At 65.0% G+C, this 25,420-nt stretch carries 26 protein-coding genes and 1 tRNA gene; 3 read left to right on the forward strand and 24 right to left on the reverse strand.

Features of this window, described 5'->3' with window-relative positions; genetic code table 11:
* The first annotated feature begins 60 nt into the window (after positions 1-60).
* A complete protein-coding gene (locus tag FHX47_RS04295; protein ID WP_183357603.1) occupies positions 61-768 on the forward strand; it encodes an MgtC/SapB family protein in 708 nt (235 codons plus the stop codon).
* A 17-nt stretch (positions 769-785) separates the two neighbouring features.
* Here FHX47_RS04295 and FHX47_RS10950 read toward each other — a convergent pair whose 3' ends face one another.
* The 3 genes from FHX47_RS10950 to valS form a co-directional block, all read right to left on the reverse strand.
* Positions 786-1,985 carry a thermonuclease family protein gene (locus FHX47_RS10950; RefSeq protein WP_183357604.1) on the reverse strand — a complete coding sequence of 400 codons (1,200 nt, stop codon included), beginning with the start codon at positions 1,983-1,985 and terminating at the stop codon, positions 786-788.
* 103 nt (positions 1,986-2,088) lie between these two features.
* Positions 2,089-2,346 (reverse strand): hypothetical protein, encoded by a 258-nt coding sequence (locus FHX47_RS04305; protein WP_183357605.1) that lies wholly within the window; start codon positions 2,344-2,346, stop codon positions 2,089-2,091.
* 137 nt (positions 2,347-2,483) lie between these two features.
* Positions 2,484-5,144, reverse strand: a complete 2,661-nt coding sequence (valS, locus tag FHX47_RS04310) for a valine--tRNA ligase (protein WP_183357606.1) — start codon at positions 5,142-5,144, stop codon at positions 2,484-2,486.
* An 86-nt stretch (positions 5,145-5,230) separates the two neighbouring features.
* Here valS and FHX47_RS04315 point away from each other — a divergent pair, with 86 nt between their 5' ends.
* Entirely contained in the window at positions 5,231-6,007 is a 777-nt protein-coding gene (locus FHX47_RS04315; protein ID WP_183357607.1) for an SDR family oxidoreductase, read from the forward strand.
* Between the two features lie 79 nt (positions 6,008-6,086).
* Complete coding sequence (locus FHX47_RS04320; protein WP_183357608.1) at positions 6,087-6,686, forward strand: mycothiol-dependent nitroreductase Rv2466c family protein; 600 nt, start codon at positions 6,087-6,089, stop codon at positions 6,684-6,686.
* Positions 6,687-6,977: 291 nt separating this feature from the next.
* Here the strand turns inward: FHX47_RS04320 and FHX47_RS04325 are convergent, their stop codons facing one another.
* The 21 genes from FHX47_RS04325 to FHX47_RS04425 all read right to left on the reverse strand — a co-directional run bounded on the left by FHX47_RS04325 (position 6,978) and on the right by FHX47_RS04425 (position 25,419).
* Positions 6,978-8,429, reverse strand: coding sequence for a mycothione reductase (locus FHX47_RS04325; protein ID WP_183357609.1), 1,452 nt, complete (start codon positions 8,427-8,429; stop codon positions 6,978-6,980).
* A gap of 6 nt (positions 8,430-8,435) precedes the next feature.
* Entirely contained in the window at positions 8,436-9,242 is an 807-nt protein-coding gene (locus FHX47_RS04330) for an AAA family ATPase (protein ID WP_183357610.1), read from the reverse strand.
* Positions 9,243-9,320: 78 nt separating this feature from the next.
* Complete coding sequence (locus tag FHX47_RS04335; protein WP_183357611.1) at positions 9,321-9,650, reverse strand: putative quinol monooxygenase; 330 nt, start codon at positions 9,648-9,650, stop codon at positions 9,321-9,323.
* A gap of 55 nt (positions 9,651-9,705) precedes the next feature.
* Complete coding sequence (locus tag FHX47_RS04340) at positions 9,706-10,335, reverse strand: MerR family transcriptional regulator (protein ID WP_281376176.1); 630 nt, start codon at positions 10,333-10,335, stop codon at positions 9,706-9,708.
* A gap of 173 nt (positions 10,336-10,508) precedes the next feature.
* Positions 10,509-11,072: a bifunctional nuclease family protein gene (locus FHX47_RS04345; protein ID WP_183357612.1), complete on the reverse strand. Its 564-nt coding sequence runs from the start codon at positions 11,070-11,072 to the stop codon at positions 10,509-10,511.
* A gap of 79 nt (positions 11,073-11,151) precedes the next feature.
* Positions 11,152-11,907 carry a transcriptional regulator FtsR gene (ftsR, locus tag FHX47_RS04350; RefSeq protein ID WP_343064295.1) on the reverse strand — a complete coding sequence of 252 codons (756 nt, stop codon included), beginning with the start codon at positions 11,905-11,907 and terminating at the stop codon, positions 11,152-11,154.
* Between the two features lie 76 nt (positions 11,908-11,983).
* Positions 11,984-12,418, reverse strand: a complete 435-nt coding sequence (locus tag FHX47_RS04355; protein ID WP_183357614.1) for an FHA domain-containing protein — start codon at positions 12,416-12,418, stop codon at positions 11,984-11,986.
* Positions 12,419-12,522: 104 nt separating this feature from the next.
* Positions 12,523-12,909 (reverse strand): glycine cleavage system protein GcvH, encoded by a 387-nt coding sequence (gene gcvH, locus FHX47_RS04360; RefSeq protein ID WP_183357615.1) that lies wholly within the window; start codon positions 12,907-12,909, stop codon positions 12,523-12,525.
* A gap of 55 nt (positions 12,910-12,964) precedes the next feature.
* On the reverse strand, positions 12,965-13,141 hold the full coding sequence (locus tag FHX47_RS04365) for a LuxR C-terminal-related transcriptional regulator (protein ID WP_343064317.1): 177 nt from the start codon (positions 13,139-13,141) through the stop codon (positions 12,965-12,967).
* A complete protein-coding gene (locus FHX47_RS04370; protein WP_183357616.1) occupies positions 13,125-14,387 on the reverse strand; it encodes an ABC transporter ATP-binding protein in 1,263 nt (420 codons plus the stop codon). Before FHX47_RS04370 ends, FHX47_RS04365 begins: the two co-directional genes overlap by 17 nt.
* Positions 14,388-14,431: 44 nt before the next feature.
* Complete coding sequence (locus tag FHX47_RS04375) at positions 14,432-15,283, reverse strand: carbohydrate ABC transporter permease (RefSeq protein WP_183357617.1); 852 nt, start codon at positions 15,281-15,283, stop codon at positions 14,432-14,434.
* On the reverse strand, positions 15,283-16,305 hold the full coding sequence (locus FHX47_RS04380) for a carbohydrate ABC transporter permease (RefSeq protein ID WP_343064296.1): 1,023 nt from the start codon (positions 16,303-16,305) through the stop codon (positions 15,283-15,285). Before FHX47_RS04380 ends, FHX47_RS04375 begins: the two co-directional genes overlap by 1 nt.
* Complete coding sequence (locus FHX47_RS04385; RefSeq protein ID WP_183357618.1) at positions 16,302-17,603, reverse strand: extracellular solute-binding protein; 1,302 nt, start codon at positions 17,601-17,603, stop codon at positions 16,302-16,304. The genes FHX47_RS04380 and FHX47_RS04385 overlap by 4 nt, the downstream gene beginning before the upstream one ends.
* 127 nt (positions 17,604-17,730) lie before the next feature.
* Positions 17,731-19,023, reverse strand: coding sequence for an ATP-dependent Clp protease ATP-binding subunit ClpX (clpX, locus tag FHX47_RS04390; RefSeq protein WP_183357619.1), 1,293 nt, complete (start codon positions 19,021-19,023; stop codon positions 17,731-17,733).
* Between the two features lie 87 nt (positions 19,024-19,110).
* Complete coding sequence (locus FHX47_RS04395; RefSeq protein WP_425484889.1) at positions 19,111-19,785, reverse strand: ATP-dependent Clp protease proteolytic subunit; 675 nt, start codon at positions 19,783-19,785, stop codon at positions 19,111-19,113.
* Positions 19,786-19,841: 56 nt separating this feature from the next.
* Entirely contained in the window at positions 19,842-20,450 is a 609-nt protein-coding gene (locus FHX47_RS04400; protein WP_183357620.1) for an ATP-dependent Clp protease proteolytic subunit, read from the reverse strand.
* A gap of 325 nt (positions 20,451-20,775) precedes the next feature.
* Positions 20,776-22,194, reverse strand: a complete 1,419-nt coding sequence (gene tig / locus FHX47_RS04405; protein WP_183357621.1) for a trigger factor — start codon at positions 22,192-22,194, stop codon at positions 20,776-20,778.
* A 98-nt stretch (positions 22,195-22,292) separates the two neighbouring features.
* Positions 22,293-22,366: transfer RNA gene (locus tag FHX47_RS04410), tRNA-Pro, on the reverse strand.
* A 193-nt stretch (positions 22,367-22,559) separates the two neighbouring features.
* Positions 22,560-23,315 (reverse strand): sulfite exporter TauE/SafE family protein, encoded by a 756-nt coding sequence (locus FHX47_RS04415; protein ID WP_343064297.1) that lies wholly within the window; start codon positions 23,313-23,315, stop codon positions 22,560-22,562.
* Positions 23,316-23,431: 116 nt separating this feature from the next.
* Complete coding sequence (locus FHX47_RS04420) at positions 23,432-24,814, reverse strand: NAD-dependent succinate-semialdehyde dehydrogenase (protein ID WP_183357622.1); 1,383 nt, start codon at positions 24,812-24,814, stop codon at positions 23,432-23,434.
* 59 nt (positions 24,815-24,873) lie between these two features.
* Positions 24,874-25,419 (reverse strand): hypothetical protein, encoded by a 546-nt coding sequence (locus FHX47_RS04425; protein ID WP_183357623.1) that lies wholly within the window; start codon positions 25,417-25,419, stop codon positions 24,874-24,876.
* Position 25,420: the final 1 nt, after the last annotated feature.

The following is a 25,420-nucleotide window of genomic DNA, read 5'->3' on the forward strand; positions in this document are numbered from 1 at the left end:
ACGACGCAGCCCCGGCTGATGCCTGTTCAGCCACGCACATTTGGCGACTAGATTGGTCAGATGGACCTCGACCTCTTGCCGGACACGCTGCTCACTGAAGCACTGCTGCTGATCAGCGCGTTCGTGCTCTCCGGGGTCATCGGGCTTGAGCGGGAAATCCGGCAGAAGTCAGCTGGGACCCGGACCCACATTCTTGTGGGCATGGGGTCCGCCCTGTTCACACTGGTCTCGGCGTACGGGTTCGCCCACGTGCTCGGTGATGATGTGATTCTGGACCCCTCACGCATCGCCGCCCAGATCGTCACCGGCATCGGCTTCCTCGGCGCCGGGGTGATCTTTGTGCGGCAGAACATCGTCTCCGGACTGACCACGGCCTCCTCCGTGTGGGTGACCGCTGCGGTGGGAATGGCCTGCGGAGCAGGGATGCCGCTGATCGCAGCCCTGACGGTGGTGCTGTATCTGCTGACCGTCACACTGCTGACCTGGCTGGTGCGCCGCCTGCCCAAGCACGGCCGCACCCGACTGTATTCCGTCCGCTACGCCGACGGGCGCGGGGTGCTGCGTGACATCCTGCGCGCAGCCAGCGATATGGGCTACGAATCGACGCTTTCCCACACCAAGCGGCTCGAGGCGTCCGACGGGGAGGTCGTCGAGGCCTCGATGCGATTCACCCGCCGGCAGCAGAACGCCGACGAGGACCTCTTCCGGCAGCTCAGTGAACTGCCCGGCGTCTTCGAAGTCCGCTCAGCCGAGCAGGAACACGACTGACGGGCCGCTGTCGACAATCAGCAGGGCTTCCACCAGTTGCCGCCGGGCAGGAAGCACCGAGGACCTGTGTAACTGGTCGGTGCCTCCCTGTGTAAGTACCCCGGAGGCGCCTGATCGGGGCCTAAGTTCGGCGTACCGGCTCCCCCACCGCTGCTCTTACTCGGCGCAGGTGGTGGCGGTGCGGGTGCCTGCGTCCTCTCCGGCGCTGGTTCAGGTTCGGGGGCCGGAGCTGGCGAGGCTGTCTGCACTGGCTTTGGTGCCGGTGCCTGGGTGGTCGGGGCAGGCTGGGGCGCCGGCGGGGTGATCTGTCGCTGCCGTTCGGCCTCACGTTCGGCCTCGCGTTCAGCCTCGCGTTCAGCCTTACGTTCGGCCTCAGCTTGCCGTTCAGCTTCCTCACGACGCTCTTCTTCCAGCCGCTCCTCCTCGAGCCGCTCCTCCTCCTGGATGGCGTCGATGCGTTCTTCCGCATCTGACTCGAGGTTCTCGAGCTTTTCAGCATCGGCACGAAGTGTCTTCTTCAACTCTTCGGAACGATCTGTGAATCCCCTGGAAATACCTACGTCGGGAAACTCGGCGAAAACGGCCAGCGACGCCTGCGCGGCAGATACTGCCTCTGCGGCAGCCAGAATGACTAAGACCTGTTCCTCGATGCCGCTGACTTCATCGGCAAGTTCTTCCGGGACCGCTGAGACCTGCTCTTCGACTGCGCTCATCATGGCGGTTACAGTGCAGTCTTCCGATTCGTCGAACAGTCCCAGGCCCTTACTTTCGGCTTCGTGCTGTGCGCTGCTCACCTCATCATAGAAGCGCACATTGGGCTCATAGGACACCGCAACTCCAAAGCCTGCCCGGGCAATCTCGGCATTGACCAGTTCGCCCTCTTTGTACACACCCGCCAATACGCGCTCGTACTGGTCAGTTCGCTCCTCATCGAACTCGAGCTGAATCTCTTGCCCGACTGGCAGCTGTTCTTCCAGGAACGCGGTAGCTTCCGGCCCGAGGCACTCCAGCTCCTTCTCGGGGTGCTTCGTCTCCGGGGTGTCTACGTTGAGCAGCCGTACGCGTTCGGTCTCTCCATCGATTCGGACATCAACAGTGTCGCCGTCGATCACTCTTTCCACCGTGGTGGTGGTGTCTCCAGACTGTGCGTAGACGGCCACACCGCCCACCAGAACTGTCCCCACAGTCAGAGCCCCGACCCAACCAGCACGCCTCACGCGAACTCCTTATATGCAGCTGAACATTACCTGCATTTTACCTTATTTTGGGGGCCCAAGAACGTTCCGGAAGGGGTGGCCTCCACCACTGTCCTGAAGAGGCCTAGCTGCGCTTGTCGAACGGGATGGACTCAGCGTGGTCGCGGAGCACCGGCGTCTTGGGTCCGAAGAACCCGGTCTTCGCGTCCACCACGACCGGCCGGGGGTTGGATGTCCGCAACCGCGTAGTGCCCCAGAATACGGCGCGCTCGTCGACCGGCTCGTCATTGACGATGAGTCGCGCCCGATACCAGAACAGCATCCCGAGATCGAACTCCACATCCACCGTGAGCCCCTCATGGGTCAGTGTGTACTGCTTCATGGTTACCTCCTCCCGAGGCGGAAAACTGCACAGCGGTATTCAGATCTCATAGCCTGATCAGGCGCAGTTCCTTCACAGCGCTGTGAGGTTTGGCGCTCAGGCTGGGAGGTCTGGGGTCGGGCCGGGCAACTGCCGGGTTAGGCAGGCTGTTCGGCCTCAGCGAGGACGACGTCGGAGACCTCGATCTCCTGGGCCGCTTCACCTTCGCTGATCAGGTCCAGGCTGCGCGCCTTGGTGGCCGCCTGCAGGTCGCTCAGCGCCGCCTCCACATGGCCCAGCTCCTCCGCCGGGCCGGTGACGCGTCCGGAGAGGATCTCGGTGCGCTGCTTGACCTTCGCGTCAGACTTCGCCCGGCGCAGCCCGGACAGGGCCTCGCTGACCGAGCCGAGGATCGTCGGATCGCCTGCCACAGCGTCCAGGTCGCCGGCCTGCGGCCAGGCAGCACCGTGCACGGAGCCGGAGCGCCACCATCGCCACACCTCATCGGCGGCGAAGGGCATGATCGGTGCGAAGAGTCGCAGCAGCTTGTCCAGCACCGTCGCCATCGTCGCCCGCACTGAGGCCTGGCCCGCCTCCCCGTGGGAGCCGTAGGCCCGGTCCTTGACCAGTTCCACGTAGTCGTCGGTGAACTCCCAGAAGAAGTGTTCGACCACGCCCAGTGCCCGGGCGTAGTCGTAGTTCTCAAAATGCTCGGTAGCCTGGGCGACCACATCGCGCAGCTGGGCCAGCACGGAACGGTCCAACGGTTCGGTGATCACCGCGGCCCCACTCTCCCCCGAGCCAGTCTCCCCAGCGACGATGTGGGCCTCAGTGACGCCCATGCCGAAGGCGAATTTGGAGGCGTTGAGCAGTTTGATGGCCAAACGGCGGCCGATCTTCATCTGCGCCTCCTCGAACGCGGTGTCGGCGCCCAGCTTCGCTGAGGCCGCCCAGTAGCGCACTGCGTCGGTGCCGAAGCGCACCAGCAGGTCATCGGGCACCACCACGTTGCCCTTGGACTTGGACATCTTCTTGCGCTCCGGGTCCAGGATCCACCCGGAGAGGGCAGTGTGGGTCCACGGGATCGTCTCGTGCAGCGAATGGGCCCGCACCATCGTGGAGAACAGCCAGGTGCGGATGATGTCGTGGCCCTGCGGGCGCAGGTCGTAGGGGAAGACGCGGGCGAAGAAGTCGTTGTCCCGCTCCCACTTGCCGGCAATCTGTGGGGTCAACGACGACGTCGCCCAGGTGTCGAGCACGTCCTGCTCCCCCACGAATCCGCCGGGCACCCCACGCAGATCCTCGGACAGGCCAGGGGCCGGGTCCGAGGAGGGGTCCACCGGAAGCTGAGACTCCTCGGGCAGGATCGGGTCCTGGTAGTCGGGGTTGGCGTCGTCGTCGAGCCGGTACCAGACCGGGATCGGTACCCCGAAGAACCGTTGGCGGGAGATCAGCCAGTCGCCGTTGAGGCCCTCCACCCAGTTCTCGTAGCGCGAGCGCATGAAGCTGGGGTGCCACTGCACTTGCCGGCCGCGATTGATCAGCTGCGCCCGCCGGTCAGCGTCGCGGCCGCCGTTGCGGATGTACCACTGACGCGAGGTGACGACCTCCAGGGGCTTATCGCCCTTCTCGTAGAAGGCCACCGCGTGGGTGATCGGCTCCGGTTCCCCGTCGAGCAGGTCGTTTTCCGTCAGCAGCTCCACCACGGCTTCCTTGGCCGAGTGCACGGTCTTGCCGGCCATCCGCTGGTAGGCGGTGATCCCGGATTCGCTGGTGATCCACTGCGGGGTCTCCCGGGAGAAGCGGCCGTCGCGGCCGATCAGCGCGCGGATGGGCAGCTGCAGCTCGCGCCACCAGGTCACATCGGTCATATCGCCGAAGGTGCAGATCATCGCGATGCCCGAGCCCTTCTCCGGGTCCGCCAGGTGGTGGGCCTTGACCTCCACGTCGACGCCGAAGATCGGTGAGGTCACCATCTGGCCGAATAGGTGCTGGTAGCGCTCATCCTCGGGGTGGGCCACCAGCGCCACGCAGGCCGGCAGCAGCTCGGGCCGGGTGGTCTCGACGAAGACCTTCTCGCCGTTGGCGGTGAAGAAAGGGTAGCGGTGGTAGGCGCTGGGGCGCTCCTTGGCCTCCAGTTCAGCCTGGGCGACCGCAGTGCGGAAGGTGATGTCCCACAGGGTGGGCGCCTCGGCGGTGTAGGCGTTGCCGGAGTGCACATCGCGCAAAAAGGCCCGCTGGGAGGTGGCGCGGGAGTCGTCGTCGATGGTGCGGTAGCTCTGCTGCCAGTCCACTGAGAGACCGAGCCGGGTGAAGAGGTCCTCGAAGACCTTCTCGTCCTCCAGGGTGAGCTCCTCGCACAGCTCGATGAAGTTGCGCCGGCTGATCGCGTCCCAGTCACGCTGGTTCTTCGCCGGCTTCTCCGGCGGAGTGTAGTGCGGATCATAGGCCACTGCAGGGTCGCAGCGGACTCCGTAGTAGTTCTGCACCCGCCGCTCGGTGGGCAGCCCGTTGTCGTCCCAGCCCAGCGGGTAGAAGACCTCATAGCCGTTCATCCGCTTGAAGCGGGCCACCACATCGGTCTGGGTGTAGGAGAACACGTGGCCGACGTGCAGCGACCCGGAGGCGGTCGGCGGCGGGGTGTCGATGGAGTAGACCTGCTCGCGGCTCGCCGACTCGTCAAAGTGGTAGAGCTGCTCGGCCTGCCATGCGGCGTCGAGCTTTGCCTCCAAACCTTCCAGAGCGGGCTTCTCGGGGACTGCGGGGGTGTGTGCGTGCGGGCGGGCGGGCGTGTCTGTGCCCTCAAAGTTCTCGGCCATGGGTGCCATTGTGTCATGGTCACCAGGTGGGACCAGCTTTGTCGCATACCCCACATCCGTGCCGCAACTCACTATCCTTAGGAACTATGATCCACGACGCCGCCACGCACCCTGCGCCCACCCGACGCGCCCTGGTCACCGGAGCCTCCTCCGGGATCGGTGCCGCCACCGCCCAACGTCTCACCTCGGAGGGCTGGCAGGTCTTTGCCCTGGCCCGCCGGGCCGAGAAGCTCGAACACCTGGCTGAGCAGGAAGGCATCATCCCGCTGGTCTGCGATGTGACCGATCAGCAGCAGGTGGCCTCCGTCCTGGAGCAGATCACTGAGGCCGGCGGCATCGACACACTGATCAACAATGCCGGCGGGGCACTCGGCGTCGACCCGGTGGCCGACGGACGCAGCGACGACTGGAGCTGGATGTTCCGAGTCAACGTGCTGGGCACCCTGCACGTCACTCAGGCGTTCCTGCCGATGCTGCGCGCCCACGGCGAGGCCACCGTGCTGAACCTGACCTCCACCGCCGCGCAGGTCGCCTACGAGGGCGGGGCCGGCTACAACGCCACCAAATCCGGTCAGCATATGCTCACCGGCGCCCTGCGCCTGGAGGAGGCCGAACACAACATCCGGGTCATCGAGGTGCTGCCGGGGCTGGTGAAGACCGAGGAGTTCACCACCAAGCGGCTCGGCGGCGACGCCGCGGCCGCGCAGAAGCTCTACGAAGGGGTGGACAAGCCCCTGCTGGCCGAAGACGTCGCCGAGGTCATCGCTCAGGCGGTGACGCTGCCGCACCACATCAACCTGGACCAGGTCGTGGTGCGCCCGGTGGCGCAGGCCGCCCAGCACAAGCTGATCCGCCGAGGCTGATTCCTCCGGCAGGAATGATGCTGGCCACTGCAGAGTTGGCAGTGAATAGACCCTCATACCCATCTGAAAGGAACTCATCATGGCTGAGCGCGTGGACTTCTGGTTCGACCCCATCTGCCCCTTCGCCTTCGCAACCTCACGCTGGATCCTGGAGGTGGAGAAGGTCCGCGACGTTGAGACGCACTGGAACGTGATGAGCCTTGGCGTGCTCAACGAAGCCAAGAACGCCTCCCCCGAGGAGGACGAGGACGTGCTGGCCCGCTGGATCCCGGCCCGCACCGCCACAGCGGTCAGCCAGAGAGCCCCGGAGAAGCTGGGCGACTTCTACACGGCGGCTGGCACCCAGATCCACATCAACGGCCACCGCGACTTCGAGGCCGTCGCCCGCCGTGCGGTGACCGAAGTGGGGCTGGACGAGTCGCTGGTCGATGAGGCCAAGACCGATAAGCACGACGACGTCATGCGCGCCTCCCACCAGGAAGGCATCTCCCAAGTCGGTCAGGACGTGGGAACCCCCGTGGTGGCCTTCGGCGGAACCGCCTTCTTCGGCCCCGTCATCACCCGCATCCCGCAGGGTGAGGAGGCCGGCAAGCTCTTCGACGCCTCCGTGACCCTGGCGAACTACCCCTACTTCTTCGAGCTCAAGCGCAGCCGGTCCGAAACCCCACAGTTCGACTGAACCTGCGGGGACCTGACACTGCGACGACGACGCGGGGTCCGCTGCGGCTGCAGGCTGCGGCGGACCCCGCGTTTTCGTCGCTGCGCCGCTGAGAGACCGTCGCGCCGGCCTCCCCAGCCGGTCCTGGCCGGCCCGTCCCGGCCGTCTCGCCCTTCCCCACCGATTATCCCCACCCTCGTTTCGTCCGAGCGCCGAGAATCGTCGCGGATGAAACACCGGCGGGGATAATGTGCCGCCGCAGCCCGGCACCCCGGCTGATGCTGCGCCCAGCCGCCGGCCGGTGAGCTCGGCCTACAGCGGGGCGTCGTCGGGCACCGGTACTTCCAGCCCCAGCATGGCGTTCTCCGTGACCTCCATCAGCGCCGGGTGGATCCAGTACTGGCCGCGGGCCGCAGTGTAGGCGTCCTGGCCGAAGCTCATCGCGTGCACGATCGGCTGAATCAGGTTCGAGGCCTGGTGCCCCATCGCGTGGCCGCCGAGGATCATCCCGTCGCGGCGGTCGGCGATCACCTTCATCAGCCCGTACTCGTCCTCCATCGCCCAGCCGTAGGCGGTGTCCCCGTAGCGCTGGGTCTTGGTGGTCACGTTCTGCGCACCCACGGCCTCAGCCGCCTGCGCTTCCGTGAGTCCCACCTGGGCCAGCTCCGGGTGGGAGAAGACTGCCGAGGGCACCGCGTGGGTCCGTGGGCTGCGCAGCCGATCGGGGTGTTCGAGGTTGTGGGCGACCACGCGGGCCTCGTGGTTGGCCACATGCTTCAGCATCGCCTCGGAGCTGATATCGCCCAGTGCGTAGAGGCCCTCGACCGGCTCGCCTGCGCTGAGCACCCGTTGGTGCTCATCAACTGCGATGCGCCCGTCCTCGAGCACATCGAGTCCTGCCTCGGCCGCCCCCACCAGGTCACTGTTGGGGGTGCGCCCGATGGCCACCAGCACCAGGTCGACGTCGTGCTGCTCCTCACGCCCGTCTGAGGTCACCAGGTGGGCGGTCACCCCAGCCGGGCCACCGTCGCGGTCGGGGCTGCGCTCCTCCACTGCGGCCAGGGTGCGCTGGTACTGCACCGTCCAGTTCTGCTGCGCCTGCTGCGAGTAGGCTGCGGCGATCTCCTCGTCGAGCTGGTTCATCAGCCCGATGCTGCGGTTGATCTGGATGACCTCACTGCCCAGTCCGGAGAAGATGGCGGCGAACTCGCAAGCGATGTAGCCGCCGCCGACGATCAGGATCCGCTGCGGCATCTGCTCCACGCGCATGACCGTCTCGGAGGTGTGAATCTGCGGCAGGTCCATCCCCGGCACCTGCGACAGCACCGGGCGCGAACCGGCGGCGATGACCATCTGCTCTGCCTGAACCTCGTTGCCGGAGGCGGTGCGGAAGGACTTGGTGCCGGTCAGGGTGATCTCCTCGGAGATCAGCTCCACGTTGCTCAAGCCTTCGCGGTACTGCCGCCCCCCGGTGGAGATGCCGTCGATCCTGGAGAAGATGCGGTCGCGGATCGCCGGCCAGTCGGCGCCGACGGTGTGCTGCTCCACGCCCAGCCGTGCCGCTTCCTCGGGGGTGCGGGCCAGGGCGGCGGGACGGACGAACATCTTGGTGGGGATGCAGCCGACGTTCAGGCAGGTGCCGCCGAAGGCCCCGGTGGCCGGGATGCCCCGATCGGCCAGGGCCACCTGCTTATCGTCCCAGTACGGGGTGATCAGCGAATTGCCGGAACCGGATCCGATGATCGCCAGGTCATAGTGAGTCATAGATGTTTAGCCGTTCAGTGCTTTCGCCGGGACCAGCTGCTTGAGCAGCTCGTCGAAACTCTGTGCCATATCGCGCACCTGGTCGCCGGGCCACTGGTGGACCGGGTACGCCGCGCCCTGAATCTGCTGCCAGGAGGAGTTCTCCTCCAGCACCGGCAGCATCAGCTTGTCCAGGTAGAGCCGCTCCATCTCCAGCAGTCGGTACTCGTGCTCGGCGGAGTCGGCCCGGGCGCGGTTGACCACCACTCCGGCCTGGGTCAGCTGCGGGGCGAATTCGTTGGAGAACAGCCGGATGGCGCGCATCGTGCGTTCAGTGCCGGCCACGGAGAAGAGGCTGGGTTCGGCCACCAGCAGCACCTGGTGGGAGGCGGCCCATGCGATGCGGGTCAGCCCCGACAGCGAGGGCGGGCAGTCCACCAGCACCAGGTCGTAGCCGCTGAGCCCGTGGAGCAGGGTCTTCAGCCGCTTCATATCGCGCGGACGGATGTCTGGACGGTCGAAGGTGGAGGACAGCGCAGAACCGACGACGACGTCGAGCGTGGCATCGCGCTGCAGCTCCTCCGGGAGCAGGTCGATCCAGCCGGAGCGCACGGTGTGCTCAGCGATGTTGGCCCTGCGCGCCTCACGCAGCAGCTGGCCGGCTTCGCGGCCGGCCCCGCGGGAGACGCTGAGCCCGGTGGTGGCATCAGCGTGCGGATCCAAGTCGATCACCAGGGTCTTCACCCCGTTGTGGAGGGCGGCAGATGCCAAGCCCATGGTGACCGAGGTCTTGCCGACCCCGCCTTTCAAACTGGATACGCTGAGAATCTGCACTGTTCCATCCTAAGGGTGAAATCTGTCCCCGCCAGGTCTGACCTGCCCGGGTACGACGAAGGGTGAGCCGGGCGCAGCTCAGTCCACCTTCATCTCCCCCATCTCGTCCCAACCGTCGGCGTCGATGCGCCGGGAAATGATCTTCGGGGTCGCAGCCAGCGCCTGGTGCATGGCGCTCTGGGCGGACATGGCCTTCTGGAAGTGCTCGGAGTTCACGTGCGCTTCTGCGGCGTCGTCGTCGAAGCCTTCCACCAGCACGTACTCGTTGGGGTCCTCGAGGCTGCGCGACCAGTCGAAGAACTTATTGCCGGGCTCAGCGCGGGTGGCCTCGGTGAACTCAGCCACGATCTGCGGCCATTGGTCCGCAAATTGGGGCTTCACCGGAAACTTCACGACGATCAGGATCATGGGCCAAGGACCTTTCGACGGGTGTGAACGAGTTCTCCCCCACCCTATCGAGTCCTCAGGAAGCTTTTTGGCGGCGGGCGCGCATCTGCGCCAGTTCGTCGGTGCCGCCGAAGCTTCCCGCGTCAGGTTCACCAGCGTCGGGCCGTCCTGCGGCGACGTAGTTGTCGCTGCGTTCACGCGGCAGCTCTGCCAGGCTTCCTTCAACTTCGCGCCAGACGCGGCCCACGGCGATGCCGAACACGCCCTGGCCGCCCTGGACCAGGTCGATGACCTCATCGGTGGAGGTGCATTCGTAGACACTGGCGCCGTCGGACATCAGGGTGATCTGGGCCAGGTCGTCCACCCCGCGCTCACGCAGGTGCTCAATGGCTGCGCGGATCTGCTGCAGCGAGACTCCGGTGTCCAGCAGCCGCTTCACGACTTTGAGCACCAGAATATCGCGGAAGGAGTACAGCCGCGCCGAACCGGATCCGGAGGCGTTGCGCAGTGAGGGCTCGACCAGTTTGGTCCGCGCCCAGTAGTCGAGCTGGCGGTAGGTGATGCCGGCCGCCGAGCAGGCGATCGGCCCGCGGTAGCCCAGCTCCTCATTCAAATCCGGCATGCCGTCGTCGAACAGCGGCTCCTGGGCGGCGGCCGTCGGCGCTGCGGGGCTTCGCGGCGTATTGGCACGTGAATCCAAGCTCAACGGGCACCTTCCGTGGGGTAGGGGCTGCTCAACGGCCGCAGCCAGCAGGTTCGGCTTCTGGTCTCTGATGCTTCAGTGTATCGGCGCGCATCACCATTGGGGTACCGTCCGGCACCTGTGCGGCGTGTCAGCCTCCAGAGCGCACGCCGCTGGGCCGGTCTCATGGTCGGCTCTCATGAGCGGTCGAAGTCATCGGGCTCGGCGTCGGAGAGGAACTTTTCGAACTCGCGGATCTCGTCTTCGGAGATCGGGTCCTTGCGCGGCACGGTCTGCGACTCGGGGCTGGCGCCGGGGCTCGAGGCTGCCTGGTCGCTGGATCCGCGCACCCGCGGGGTCACCGAGACCGCGCGCAGTGTGGTCTTCTCCATGGTGACCCGGCACTGGGCCCGAACGGCGACCGCGATGGCGTCCGAGGCCCGGGCGTCGACCTCGTGACCGTTCTTCATCCGAATGGTGCCCGCGTAGGTGCTGGTGTCCAGCAGCCGGACCTCCACGGAATCGATGCCGCCGCCGGAGTACTGCAGCACCTCGGTGAGCAGATCATGGGTCATCGGCCGCGGCGGAGTCTCTCCCTGCAGGGCGCGGGCGACTGCAGCAGCCTCAGCGGGCCCGACGACGACGGCCACGTGGTAGTTCTCCGTGCCAGGCTCAGAGCCGCGCAGGATGAGCACAGGCTGGTTGCTGGGCAACTCGACGCGGACGCCGACCACTTCTAGCACTACCTGCTGTTCTTCCATACCCTCAGTCTAGGCTGGTCGGAGGCACTTTGGGCAGGGAGTGTGCGGCCCTGTTGATTTTTGGGTGGTGTCAGCGCCGTCAGCGCCGGTCGATCTTCTCGACTTCAGCGTCCATGATGGAGGATCGCAGCTCCTGCAGACACTGCAGCATCTCTTTGGAGGCCTCAGCCACCCGCGCTCGGGCTGCGGCATCCTTGCGGGCAGCATGCGGGGCCATGGCCCGGCCGATCAGATCCAGTTCCGCGTCGGCGGAGCGGCGCAGGCTCACCAAGTGTTTGGGCTCCAGGCCGTAGCGGGCCAGCACCCGGACCGCCTTGACCGCCTTGAGGTCATGGTGGGAGTAGGTGCCCTTCGCGTCGGCGGAGATAATGCGAAACTTCTCCAGCGTGTCGAGCATTCCCCGCGTGGCCCCGGAGAGCGCACGCAGCTCCTTGCGGGACATCGGCCGGCTCCGCCCGGTGATCTGTGCGGCCAGGTCCGCGGTGACCTCCCGCGGACCCACCGGGGCAGACACCGGAAGCGCCTCAGGCTTCTCACCGGCGTCGATGGCGTCCATCGTCTCTTTGATGACGTCCAGGGGCATGTACCGGTCCCGCTGCAGGGCCAGGATGAACCGCAGGCGTTCGACGTCGGCGGCGGAGTACTTCCGGTAGCCGGAGGCGGTGCGAGCAGGTTCGACCAAGTCGCGCTCCTCCAGGAAACGCAGCTTGGACGCCGACAGGTCGGGGAACTCATGCTGCAGCTCCCGCAGCACCTCAGAGATGGTGAAGACGTGGGTATCTGCAGGCCCGGCGGCTTTGTCCGGCTTCGGCTGTCGAGCGGGTGAAGCACTCACTGACGAACCCTCTTTCATGTTTCAGGGGAAGGAAAGAAGTCGTGCCCAGAGTAGCGTGCCGAAGGCCAAATCCGTGTTATTTGGTGCCGGAGTAGAAGGTGAGCCGGAATTTTCCGATCTGCACCTCATTGCCGGTCACCAGCACGTGTCGATCCACACGGTCATGATTGACGTAGGTGCCGTTGAGACTGCCCAGGTCCACAGCGGCGAATCCCTCCTCGACACGCTCAAGCTTCACGTGCCGCCGGGAGACGGTGACGTCGTCCAGGAAGATGTCGGCCTCAGGATGACGTCCCACGGTGGTGGTGTCCTGATCGACTAAGAAGCGTGCGCCCTGGTTGGCTCCGGTGTGGGCGATCAGCAGTGCGGAGCTCTTGGGCAGCGCCGCGATGGCTGCGGCGTCCTGCTCGGAGAGCTTGGGCTGGTGGCTTCCGGTCTGCGTGGGCGGCAGAGAGATGCTGGTGGTCTCCCCGGCATTCTCGCCACCGGCGACGTGCGAGTGTTCAGTCACCGGTGCCTCCTACGGGTGTTCACGTGACATGGTCGATCTGATCCTGATCTGCAGACACGCGGGAGCGCTGCCCGCGGCAGACCTTGGAACCCAGTCTATAACAGTCAGGCGGCGTGGGCTGAATACTGCTCTGCGCTCAGCAGAGCCTCGAACCCGGAGTCCGCCGCGAGCTTCACTTCGAAGAGCCATCCGGCGCCGTAGGGATCGGCGTTGATGGCCTGCGGCTCCTCGTCGAGGTTCTCGTTGACCGCTGTGACCTCTCCGGAGACCGGGGCGTAGATGTCGGAGACGGATTTGGTGGACTCGACCTCACCGACGACGTCGCCCGCCGCCACTGTGGTGCCGACCTCGGGGTGCTCCACGTAGACGACCTCGCCGAGGGCGTCCTGGGCAAAGTCAGTGATGCCGATGCGCACCACGCCTTCGGTCTGAGCCTCGGCGATCCACTCGTGCTCGGCGCTGTACTTCAGGTCTGCAGGAATGCTGCTCATGGTGCTTCTCCGCTCAAAGTCCGGGTGAGCTGTGTGTCACAGCCAACTTAGCATCTCAGCCCAGGAGTCCGTCACGGATGGCGCGCAGTACGGCATTGGTCCGGTCCCGGGCGCCCAGCTTGATCAGGATGGTGGAGACGTGGTTCTTCACCGTGCCCTCGGCCAGGTGCAGCAGGGTGGCTTCCCTTCGCTCTTCCGCTGGGAGTAGAAGCGCCTCAGGCGCCTTTCGCAGCCATGCGTTCGGCGTCGCGCTGGCGGTCCTCGGCGGCCATGCGGGTCAGCTCTGCCCCGGCCTCGGCGTCGCGGGTGAGGTTCTCACCCGTTTCCGGGTCGAACAGGTGGATCCGCCCAGTGTCGATCCACAGTTCGGCCTCATCGCCGCCGCGCAGCCGCGAGCTGGAGTCCACGGCGACCACCAGCTGGGTGCGCAGGTCCTCGGCGTCCATCTCATGGGCCAGGTTCTGCAGCGCGTCCCGCACCCGGGGGTCGTTTTCATAGTCGACGTAGACGTACTGTTCGTTGCCCAGCCATTCGGTGCGGCTGACATCAATCCGCACCAACGAACCGCTGCTCTTGCGGCCCTGATCCATCGTGGCAGCGTCCTCAAAGAACTCCGGCCGGATACCGGCCAGCACAATCTCGCGGCCCTGACCCGCCCGGGCAGTGTCTTCACGCAGTTCAATATCGCCCAACGGGGTGGACAGGACGTCACCTCCAGTGTCGCTGGTCTTGACCGTGCCGGGTAAGAAGTTCATCGACGGGGCACCGATGAACCCGGCGACAAAGAGGTTGGCCGGCTGCTCATAGAGTTCACGCGGGGAGGCGACCTGCTGCAGGATGCCTTTCTTCAGCACCGCTACCCGATCGCCCAGGGTCATCGCTTCGGTCTGGTCGTGGGTGACGTAGACGCTGGTGGTGTTCAGCCGGCGCTGCAGCTGAGCGATCTCTGAGCGCATCTGTCCGCGCAGTTTGGCGTCGAGGTTGCTCAGCGGCTCATCGAAGAGGAACGCGTTGGCATCACGCACGATCGCCCGACCCATGGCCACGCGTTGGCGCTGACCGCCGGAGAGGTTGCCCGGTTTGCGGTCTAAGTGTTCGGTGAGCTCGAGCATCGTCGCGGCCCGGTCCACGTTCTCGCGGACCTGCTCCTCGGTGAACTTGCCCTTGGTCAGCCGCATGGGGAAGGCGATGTTCTCAAAAACCGTCAGGTGCGGGTAGAGCGCGTAGTTCTGGAAGACCATGGCGAGGTTGCGCTCGCGCGGAGCCTTCTCGTTGACCCGGTCTCCGCCGATCAGCAGGTCGCCTTCGGTGATGTCCTCCAGGCCGACGATCATGCGCAGCACCGTGGACTTGCCGCATCCGGAGGGGCCGACCAGGATCACGAACTCGCCGTCGTCGATCTCCAGGGAGACGTCGTTGACCGCCGGGTAGCCGTCGTCGTACTTCTTGACGATGTTCTTCAGCGTGATGGACGCCATGAGGATCTCCTTCTCTGCCCGCGGATGAAGTCTGCCATGATCTGTTATCCCTTGACCGCGCCCTGGGTCAGGCCGGAGACGATCTGGCGTTGGAAGAGCAGCACCAGGACCACCACGGGGATGGTGACCACGATGGCGGCTGCCGAGATTGCTCCGGTGGGTTCTTCGAATTGGCTGGCGCCGGTGAAGAAGGCCAGTGCGGCTGGCACGGGTCGGGCGGCTTCGGTGGAGGTCAGCGAGATGCCGTAGACGAAGTCGTTCCAGGCGATGAAGAAGGCGATGATCGCGGTGGTGAACACCCCCGGTGCGGCCAGCGGGACAATGGCCTTGCGGAAGGCCTGCCATTGGGTGGCCCCGTCCACCTGGGCCGCCTGTTCCAGCTCCCAGGGGATCTGCCGGAAAAATGCGGCCAGCGTCCAGATCGAGATCGGCAGGGTCAGGGACAGGTAGGGGATGATCAGCCCGGGCCAGGTGTCGTAGAGACCGATGGTCCGCCAGAGGTTGAACAGCGGGGTCACCACGGAGATGACCGGGAAGATGGACACAGCCAGCGCGGTTCCGAGAATGAACTTCTTGCCGGGGAAATCCATTCTGGCGATCGCATAGGCGCACAGGGTGGCCAGGACCACGGCGATGAAGGTGGCAATCAGGGTGATTCCGATGGAGTTTCGCAGCGCGGTGAGGAAGAGCTCTTGGGCACTTCCCACAAAGATCATCTCGTAGTTCTCCCAGGTCCAGTTCGAGGGCCAGAAAGCAGGGTTTCCCAGGTCAGCTTGGGTTTTGAAACTGTTGGCGAATATCGCTGCGACCGGGAAGAGCGCATACAGCAGAACCAGGACGGTCACCACGGTCCATCCCAGCTTCTGCCGACCGGTGAGGCCCTTTGCCGAAGCCATTACTTGCCCCCTCCCTTCTTAGCGCCGGTCTTCTTGTTCCCGCCGCCGGAGGCGTCGGTGCCTGCGGCCAGATCGACGTTGAACAGTTTGATGGCGATGAAGACCATCAGCAGCACCGCGATGAACAGCACGACCGAGACTGCTGAACCCAGCCCGATCTCCAGCCGGGAGATCGACTGGCGGTAGGCCAGCAGGGCCAGCACTTCGGTGTTCGCGTCTCCACCGGTCATGATGAACACGTTGTCGAAGACCCGGAACGCATCCAAGGCGCGGAAGAGCAGCGCCACCATGATGGCGGCCTTCATGTTGGGAATGATCACCCGGCTGTACTGCTGCCAGCGAGTGGCGCCGTCGACCCGGGCGGCCTCCACCAGCTCGTCGGGCACCTGAGCCAGGCCGGCCAGCAGCAGCAGGGCGATGAACGGGGTGGTCTTCCAAATTTCGGAGGCCATGATGACACTGATCGCGGTGCCGAAGTTGGCGAACCAGTCCAGTTCACTGTCAATGCCGGGGACCCAGCTGAACCAGTTGTTCACGAACCCGGAGTTGATGTGGAACATGTAGTACCAGGCGAAGGCCGAGACCACGGTGATGATGCCGTAGGGAACCAGAATCGAGGTTCGGAGCAGCCCGCGCAATGATTTCAGCGCCTTGTGCATCACGATGGCCAGGCCGAAGCCCAGAACCAGTTCGACGGCGACGGTCACTATGGTGATCAGCAGCGTGACCCCGAATATTCGCCAGAACATCGGGTCGGTGAACAGCAGCAGGTAGTTGTCCAGGAAGATGAATGAGCGTTCGTCGGGGGCGGTCAGCCGGTAGGACCACAGCGAGTCGAAGACCGCCTGGGCGATCGGGTAGGCGGTGACCGCCAGCATGACCACGAAGGCCGGGCCAGCCAGCATCCAGCCCAGCCGCACTTCAGCTTTAGCCCGGTCAGACTTCCGGGGGGAATGGTCCTTCCGGCGGTCTCTGCGGCCGCCGGGTTCGGCACCGGGGGTGTTTTCAGCGGTGGCGGTCACAGCAGACGCTCCCCTCGCAGGACTTCTATGATGTATGAGTCGGTCTGAGCTGGGGTGGTCTGCGGGTCCACGCCGCTCAGCGGTGTGAACTCGCCCTGGATGGACTCGGAGATTTCGTTGTAGAACGGCGTCTGCGGCCGTGGGGCGGAGCTGTCGAGCGAATCGCGGATCGCCTCAGCCATGGGGAAGCCCTCTTCGACCCGGGAGTCTTCGAAGGCCGCCGCCGAGGAGGGCGGGTTCCCATTGGTGACAAAATATTCGGCCTGGTTCTCCGGGGTGACGACGCATTCGATCGCCTGGTAGGCCAGTTCTGGGTGCTCTGATTCGGCGCCGACTGCCAGGTTGATTCCGCCCAGGGGTGGCGCAGCTTCGGTGTCCGGGTCCACCCGTGGGTATTGGGCCCATCCCATATCTTCAGGGATCTGGGAGTCGATGCTTCCTTCCTCGGCGGCAGCGTTGGTGGCTGGCCAGACAAAGGGCCAGTTGACCATGAATGAGCCGTCGTCGCCTTGGAACAGAAGCATGGACTGGTTTTCGTCCATGGACGAGATGCCTGGGCCGCCGAGGCCTTCTTCTCCGATGCGGGAGAGGATCTCCGCTGATCTCCGCCCGGCCTCAGAATCGAGATTGGTTTCCAGCTCCTCGGCGCCTGCGGAGGGGTCGACCAGGATGGACTCCTCCTGGGACTCCATCAGCGCGTTGACCCACACCGTCATGGATTCAGCGCGTATTCCTTGGACCCCGAGGTACTTCTCCTGCTCGGCAGCGACGTCCATGAGCTGGTCCCAGGTCACTGGCTCATCCATGTTGATCCCGGCTTCCTCTGCCACGGATTCGCGGTACCACAGAAGCTGCGTGTTGGCCCAGAAGGGCACAGCCACCAGCTCGTCGTCCCACATGGCTCCGGCCAGGGCGCCCTCCAGGGTGTCTTCGGTGGTTCGTTCGGCCACCTCCTCGGGGACCGGTGCGAGGAAACCGGGGTCAGCGAGTTCGGGAATGAAGGGCGGGTCCAGACTCATAATGTCCAGCGAGGAGTCCCCGGCCGCCAGGCGGCGGGCCAGCTGTTCGCGCTGATCCGGCGCGTCGTTGGGAAGCAGAGAGGTATTGATGCGGTAAGCGCCGTCGGCTTCTTCGGTGCACTGTTGGGCCAGCGCTGCTTGACCACCGTCGTCGGGGTTGATGTACCAGGTCAGCACGGGGGCGCTGTCGGATTGCCCGCAGCTTGTCAGCAGCAGCGCCGAAGCGGCCGCAGCAGCCAGTGCCAGGCGGGGCGTGCGATGTTTCTGGAGTTTGCCCATCTCACTTCACCCCTCCCGTCTGAAGTGATGTGCATCACTGACTGTTCCCAGAACATTACTGGGACGTCGGGAAAAATGGAAGCAGCTGCCGGGTCCGTGTCGGCGCCGGAAACAGCCTCGGTGCAGGTTAGGCGGACTTCTTGCGCAGTTTCTTGGCTTCGTCTCTGGTCAGCAGCAGCGGCTCGACGCCTTCGCGCACGACCTCACCGGTGACGGTCACGGCGGCGACGTCGTCGCGGCTGGGCAGGTCGAACATGATCGGGTTGAGCACGTTCTCCAGGATGGAGCGCAGACCGCGAGCACCGGTGCCGCGGGCCTGTGCCTGTTCCACGATGGCGGTGATCGCCTCCTGGTCGAACTCCAGCTCGACCTCGTCGATGGCGAACATTTTCTGGTACTGCCTCAGCAGCGCGTTCTTCGGTTCGGTGAGGATATCGCGCAGTGCGTCGTCGTCGAGCTCCTCGACGGTGGCGACCACTGGCAGCCGGCCGATGAACTCCGGGATGAGGCCGAATTTGTGGAGGTCTTCGGGCTCGACGTCGGCATAGGTGACCTCATCACGGGTCATGGTCGACAGCGGAGCGCCGAAGCCAATGCCCTTGCGTCCGGCGCGGGACTCGATGATCTCTTCCAGCCCGGCGAAGGCCCCGGCGACGATGAACAGCACGTTGGAGGTGTCGATCTCGATGAACTCCTGCTGCGGGTGTTTGCGTCCACCCTGGGGCGCGACCGAAGCAGTCGCCCCCTCCAGAATCTTCAGCAGTGCCTGCTGAACGCCCTCCCCGGAGACGTCGCGGGTGATGGAGGGGTTCTCCGATTTGCGCGAGATCTTATCGATCTCATCGATGTAGACGATGCCCTGCTCGGCCTTCTTCACGTCGCCGTCGGCTGCCTGGATGAGCTTCAGCAGGATGTTCTCCACGTCTTCGCCCACATAGCCGGCCTCGGTGAGGCTGGTGGCGTCGGCGACGATGAACGGCACTTCCAGCCTGCGGGCCAGCGACTGGGCCAGATAGGTCTTGCCCGATCCGGTGGGTCCGACCATCAGGATGTTGGACTTGCCGATCTCCACGTCGTCGTAGGGGCCCTTCTCCAGGGATGCGGTCCTCGCCGCCGAACCGGTGGCTCGGATGCGCTTGTAGTGGTTGTGCACCGCTACGGACAGTGCCCGCTTGGCCTGGTCCTGGCCCACGACGTACTCGTCCAAGTACTGGTAGATCTGGCGCGGGGTGGGCAGCTCGACCTCTGGGGTCTCCTGGACCTCGTTGAGGTACTCGTCGATGATCTCGTTGCACAGCTCGATGCACTCATCGCAGATGTACACACCGGGGCCGGCAATGAGCTTATAGCGGACCTGCTTCTGGCTCTTGCCGCAGAAAGAGCACTTCAGCAGATCTGTACTCTCACCAATTCGGGCCATGACTGAGAAACCCCTCGAGCTGGATGGATGATCGGTATGTGTTCAACACTACGCCACCCGGCGGACGCCACCAGTGACCGGCGTGGCCTACACCGGCAGTTTGCGTGAGGTGAGTACCTCGTCGATCAGCCCGTACTCCTTGGCCTCTTCGGCGGAGAGGAACTTATCGCGGTCGATGTCTTCACGAACCTGCTCGGCACTGCGGTTGGTGTGCTCAGCCAGCACCTCTTCCATCCAGGTGCGGATCCGGCCGATCTCATCTGCCTGGATGGCCAGATCAGTGGCGGTCCCCTGGGAGCCGCCCATAGCCGGCTGGTGGATGAGCACACGCGCGTTGGGCAGAGCGAGCCGCTTGCCGGGGGTCCCGGCTCCCAGCAGCACTGCTGCCGCCGAGGCGGCCTGACCCAGGCAGACCGTCTGCACATGCGGGCGGATGAACTGGATCGTGTCGTAGATGGCGGTCATCGCGGTGAAGGAGCCGCCCGGGGAGTTGATGTAGAGGGTGATGTCGCGTTCGGAGTCCATCGACTCCAGCACCAGCAGCTGGGCCATGATGTCGTCAGCGGAGGCGTCGTCGACCTGGGTGCCCAGGAACACGATGCGGTCTTCGAAGAGCTTGGCGTAGGGATCCTGGCGTTTGAAGCCGTAGGGGGTGCGCTCCTCGAAGGAGGGCAGCACGTAGCGGCTGGAGGGCGTGGGGGTGCTCGGCACAGCCCCGGGCATCTGGGCGCCCTGTGAATTCTGGTCAGCGGTGAAGTTCATGTCTCTCCTGAGGAATCCTTGAGAAGTTCTGGCGGTCGTCGTCGTACGCCGGAGGGTCAGGCTCCCCCGCCGCCGGAGACGGTGGCCTGGCGCCTGGCGATCTTGTCGAAGAAGCCGTATTCCAGGCCGTCTTCTGCGGTGAACCATTTGTCGCGGGCGTTGTCGGTGAGGATCGTCTCCACCGTCTGACCGGTATGTTCTGCGGTGAGTTCGGCCATGACCTGCTTCATGTGCTTGATCAGCTCGGCCTGGATGCGCACATCAGATTCCTGGCCGCCAATCCCGCCGGAGGGCTGGTGCATCAGGATGCGTGCGTGGGGGGTGGCGAAGCGCTTGCCGACGGTGCCGGAGGACAGCAGGAACTGCCCCATGGAGGCGGCCAGGCCGGTGGCGACGGTGACCACATCGTTGGGGATGAACTGCATCGTGTCGTAGATGGCCATCCCCGCGGTGACCGAGCCGCCGGGCGAGTTGATGTAGAGGTAGATATCGGCTTCGGGATCCTCGGCCGACAGCAGCAGCATCTGCGAGCAGATGGCGTTGGCGTTGTCGTCGCGGACCTCGGAGCCCAGCCAGATGATCCGCTCTTTGAGCAGGCGGTTGTAAATGTAGTCGTCCTTGGACGCCGGATCCACATCCGCCATCCGGGGCTGCTGCTCAGACATGGACTGTTCCTCCAGTGGGTTGCAGGCTCGTGTTCTCCCCAGAACCCTACTGGAGAGCGCGGACGAGTAGGTCTTCACCGCCGCACTGTTCGCCGTCGGCACACCACGCTGGGCGACCGCCGCATTGTCCGCCGCCCTGAGGTCCAAGTCCGCTCCCCCAGCTTTCCCCGGGACCACCAGGGCACTGAAGTCGATTCGGGCCCGGGCGTGTGGATGCGCGGGCACAGAAAATCCCCCCGAATGTTGCACGCACCGCTGTTTTCGCAGCGGCGACGCAACATTCGAGGGGATCTGCGACGACGTCGGGAACGTGTCCCGTTCGTTGCTACTTCTCTTCGGACTCCTCAGCCTCTGCGCCCTCAGTCTGGCCGGCCTCTTCGGCATCCTCGGTCTCCGCGGACTCTTCAGCCTCGGCGGCCTCGGCGGTCGCTTCGCCGTCGTCCTCGTCTGAGGGCGGGTTGACGAACTCGCTGAGGTCGACGTCGTTGCCCTCGGAGTCGGTGACCTTGGCCACCTCCAGCACCTTGGCCAGAGCCTTACGACGACGGACCTCGCCCATGATCATGGGCACCTGTCCGGCCTGGTCGAGCATCTGGGCGAACTGGTTGGGCTCCATGCCGTACTGCTGGGCAGTGGCCACGATGTATTCGATGATCTCGTTCTGCTCAACACCGACCTCTTCGCGGTCGGCGACGATGTCCAGCACGATCTCGTTGCGGAAGGCTTCCTCGGTCTGCTGGCGGATCTCGGCACGGTGGTCCTCCGTGTCGTGATCATCGCCCTCGGAGTGACCCTGGGAGGTGAAGTGCTGCTCGGTCTGCTCCTGCACGACGGAGTCCGGGACGGGCACCTCCACCAGGTTCAGCAGCTTCTCCAGCACTTTGTCGCGAGCTTCTACGCCCTGCTCCTCCACCACTGTGGATTCGGCCTTGGTGGTCAGGTCGGCCTTGAGCTCCTCGATCGTGTCGAACTCGCTGGCCAGCTGGGCGAACTCGTCGTCGGCCTCCGGCAGCTCGCGCTCCTTCACGGCGGTCAGCGTCACCTTCACGATGGCCTCCTCGCCGGAGTGGTCGCCGCCGGCCAGGGTGGTCTCGAAGGTGGCGTCCTCCTCAGCGGAGAGGCCCTCCAGCGCCTCGTCGAGGCCCTCCAGCATAGTGCCGGATCCGACCTGGTAGGAGAGCCCGGTGGCGTTGTCAACCTCTTCTTCGCCGACGGTAGCGATCAGGTCGATGGTGACGAAGTCGTCCTTCTCTGCCGGACGGTCAATGTCCTTCAGCGTGCCGAAGCGGCTGCGCAGCTCGTCGAGCTCCCTCTGCACGGCCTCCTCGTCAGCGCTGCGGGCCTCGACCTCGACCTCGAGGCCGGCGTAGTCGGGCAGCTCCACGTCGGGCTTGATGTCCAGCTCGCCGGAGAACTTCAGTGCGCCCTCGTTGGTCTTGGTGTCGGGAATCTCTTCGACCTCGACCTCCGGGCGGGAGAGCGGGGTGATGTCAGCATCAGCCAGGCCTGCCTGGTAGAACTCCTGCAGGCCGTCGTTGATGGCCTGCTGGATGACCTGCTCACGGCCGAGGCGCTGATCGATGATGGCGGCCGGCACTTTGCCCTTGCGGAAGCCGGGGACCTGGACCTGCTGCGCAATGGTCTTGTAGGCGTCCTTGATCTTCGGCTCGAGCTCCTCGCCAGACACCTCCACGGTGAGCTTGACTCGAGTCGGGTTCAGTTCTTCGACGGTGCTCTTGACCACGTAGGGACTCCTGATTGCTGATGCGTTTCGGTCGTAATGGTGCGGGATGCTCCCGCAGACGTCAGTGCGGCACTGCTGATGATGCACTGGTGCCGTCGTCGGGGCGACAGGATTTGAACCTGCGACCTCCTGCTCCCAAAGCAGGCGCTCTACCAAACTGAACTACGCCCCGAGTAAGCGGACTGAAACAGCCCTGTTGCTCATGCCATGAATTTCCGCGCTGCCCTCAACGAGTGTCCGGCAGCCTCAGACACGGACTGGACCAGCCTACCGTTTAGCTGGATATACCGCCATTTTGCCATCTTCACCCGCCGCTGAGTGCACACCGGGGTTATCGCAGCGGCATATAAGTTCTGCTCGGCTTTCTAGAAGAAAGTCATGCGCACGCCGGTGAACAGGGCCGCCAATGCGCCCAGGGCCGCCAGTGCGAGCACGCTGCGACCGATCAGCTGATCACTGACTCGGCGCTGCACCCATTGGCCCAGATAGATTCCGACGATGATCGCCGCAGTGGAACCGACCCAGCCCCACCACGGCAGCCCCGGCAGCTGTCCTTGGTCCAACGCCCATTTCATTCCGAAGGCCGCAGCGGACATCACCAGCCACAGCGGCTGCAGCGTCGCGATCATCTTCAGCAGCGACCATCTGGAGAGCACCGTATACACCGTGGTCGCCGGAGCTCCCACCCCAGCCAACACGGTGCCGGCGCCAGCACCGATGCCGGTCAGCGTCTGAACTGTGCGCCCATCGACCCGAGAGCTGACCCGGCGGATCACCGCTGAGATGACCAGCCCCATCAGCACCACAGCGGCCACCACGATGTACAGCGGCCCCGGTGGGGTGTGCACCGCCAGCCACGCAGCCGCCGGCATGATGAGCAGGGCCGGCACAGCCAACCAGAGGAATTTGCCCCACTCGATGTATTGGCGCAGCTGCCACATGATCAGAATGGGGGCAAAGATGCTGAGGAAGTTCACCAGCATGACGCCTTCGTGCGGAGGCATGATCAGCACCAGGAACGGTGCCATCACCATGCCGAAGCCGAAGCCTACGATGCGCTGAATCCCGGCCACCACCAGCGTCGCAACGATGACGACGACGCTGATCAGGGCACTTTCCACTGAGGCCTACTTTCTGAGCGGTTACTCGCCGCAGCGGCCGAAGCGCAGCTGCTGCGCGGCCCGTTCGGGGCGGTTCAGGACACAGCTGCGAGCCTACACCTCCGCAGTGGGCTGGTTCAGCGCTCCTTGGCGTATTTGACCAGTCGCTTGTTGACGAACTCCTCCATGCCGTAGCGCCCCAGTTCGCGGCCGATGCCCGAGCGCTTCACTCCCCCGAAGGGCAGCTCGGCAGCAGTGCTGGCACCTTCGTTGAGGTAGACCATGCCGGATTCGATCTGATCCGCGACCCGCTCGGCACGGTCCAGGTCGGTGGCGTGGACGGAGGCGGAGAGCCCGTAGTCGGAATCGTTGGCCAGGGCCACCGCAGCATCCTGATCGGCCACACGGTAGACCATCGCCACCGGTCCGAAGAGCTCCTCGCGGTAGGCCCGCATCTCCTCGGTGATGCCGGTGAGCATCGTGGGTTCGTACCAGGGGCCGGGCCGGTCCGCCCGGCGTCCTCCGGAGTGGACCCTCGCCCCATGCGAGACGGCGTCCTGAACCTGGGCGTCGAGGTCCTCTGCCGCACGTTCAGAGGACATCGGCCCCATGAAGGTGTCATCGGAGGTCGGGTCCCCCAGCTGCACACCCTTGACGGCGTCTTCGAGCTGGTCCACGAAGTCCTCGTAGAACTCATCGAGCACAATGATGCGTTTGGCCGCGTTGCAGGCCTGCCCGGCGTTGCCCATCCGGGATGCCAGAGCCCGCTTGACCGCCTGCGGCACCACCTCACGGTCCAGGACCAGGAATGGGTCGTTGCCGCCGAGCTCCAGCACGATCTTTTTCAGGTGTTTGCCGGCGACCTGTGCCACGGCCGAGCCGGCCCGCTCGGAACCGGTCAGCGAGACGCCCTGTACCCGGCGGTCGGGGATGATCATCTCCGCAACCTGCTCATTGCTGGCATACACGTTGACGAAGGCCCCTGCCGGCAGACCGGCGTCCAGGAACAGCTGCTCCATCGCCGCTGCCGACTCCGGGCACTGCGGGGCGTGCTTAAGCAAGATCGTATTGCCGACCATCAGGTTCGGTGCGGCGAAGCGGGCCACCTGATAGTAGGGGAAGTTCCACGGCATGATCCCCAGCAGCACACCGTAGGCGTCATTGCGCACCACGGCCCGGCCCCCGCGGGCGACGTCGACCTCTTCGTCGGCAAGGTAGCCTTCGCCGCGCTCGGCGTAGTAGCGATAGATCGAGACGACGATCTTCAGCTCCCCCAGCGCCTGCTTACGAGGCTTGCCCATCTCCCGGGTGATGATCGCAGCCAGCTGCTCGGCCCGCTCCTCGTAGAGGTCGGCGACCCGGCTCAGCAGCGCCGCCCGCTCCGACGCAACGGTAGCCGACCACGCCGGAAACGCGTCCCCGGCGGCATCAAGCGCCCGGGCGATCTGCTCATCGGTGGCGGTGGCGTATTCCTGCTCGACAACGCCGGTGGCTGGGTTAGTGACTGCATAAGTGCTCATGAGACCAATCCTACGTCTTCCAATCCCTAGCCCCAACGGTGCGCGATAAGACTGCCCGGTCAGGCAGAAAAAACATAATGGTTACCGTTGAGGCCGTCGATAATAACCTCCAGTTTCCGATTCTGATACACACCCTGAATCCACCAGTTGGGTTTCCCGAAAAGCACCGGCTTACCGTACTGCCGCAGGTGTCCGGCGCAATCGAGACGCCGACGACGCAACAGCACCCCGTTGACCAACCGCCTGGCCGCCTCCTCCGCCTGCTCGGTCGCAATCGCCTGGACGGGCGGGGAGAGGTGACTGCTGACCTCGACCTGGTCTATCGCGACGAAATCGACGTCGTCCCAGTGCTCGGCGGCGTATGCTCGCCCTCCCACCAAGTCAACCAGCGCATGGGCATGCATAGGCCGGGCGAGTGGTCGTTCCCATTGGAAGGCAACACCGAGCATCGGGTGATGGTACATATCGGTTCGAACCTGTGTGGCACCCGGCAGCCTGCGGGAGACCCACTGCCTGACTCGCTGCTCAGTAATCTGAGCTGGCCAGGCGATCTGCGGGTCTTTGCGGTGATCGGAGTCAGCATCAGTGTTGCCTGATGCAGTCACA

Source organism: Garicola koreensis, from assembly GCF_014195445.1.
GTDB classification, from domain to species: domain Bacteria; phylum Actinomycetota; class Actinomycetes; order Actinomycetales; family Micrococcaceae; genus Nesterenkonia; species Nesterenkonia koreensis.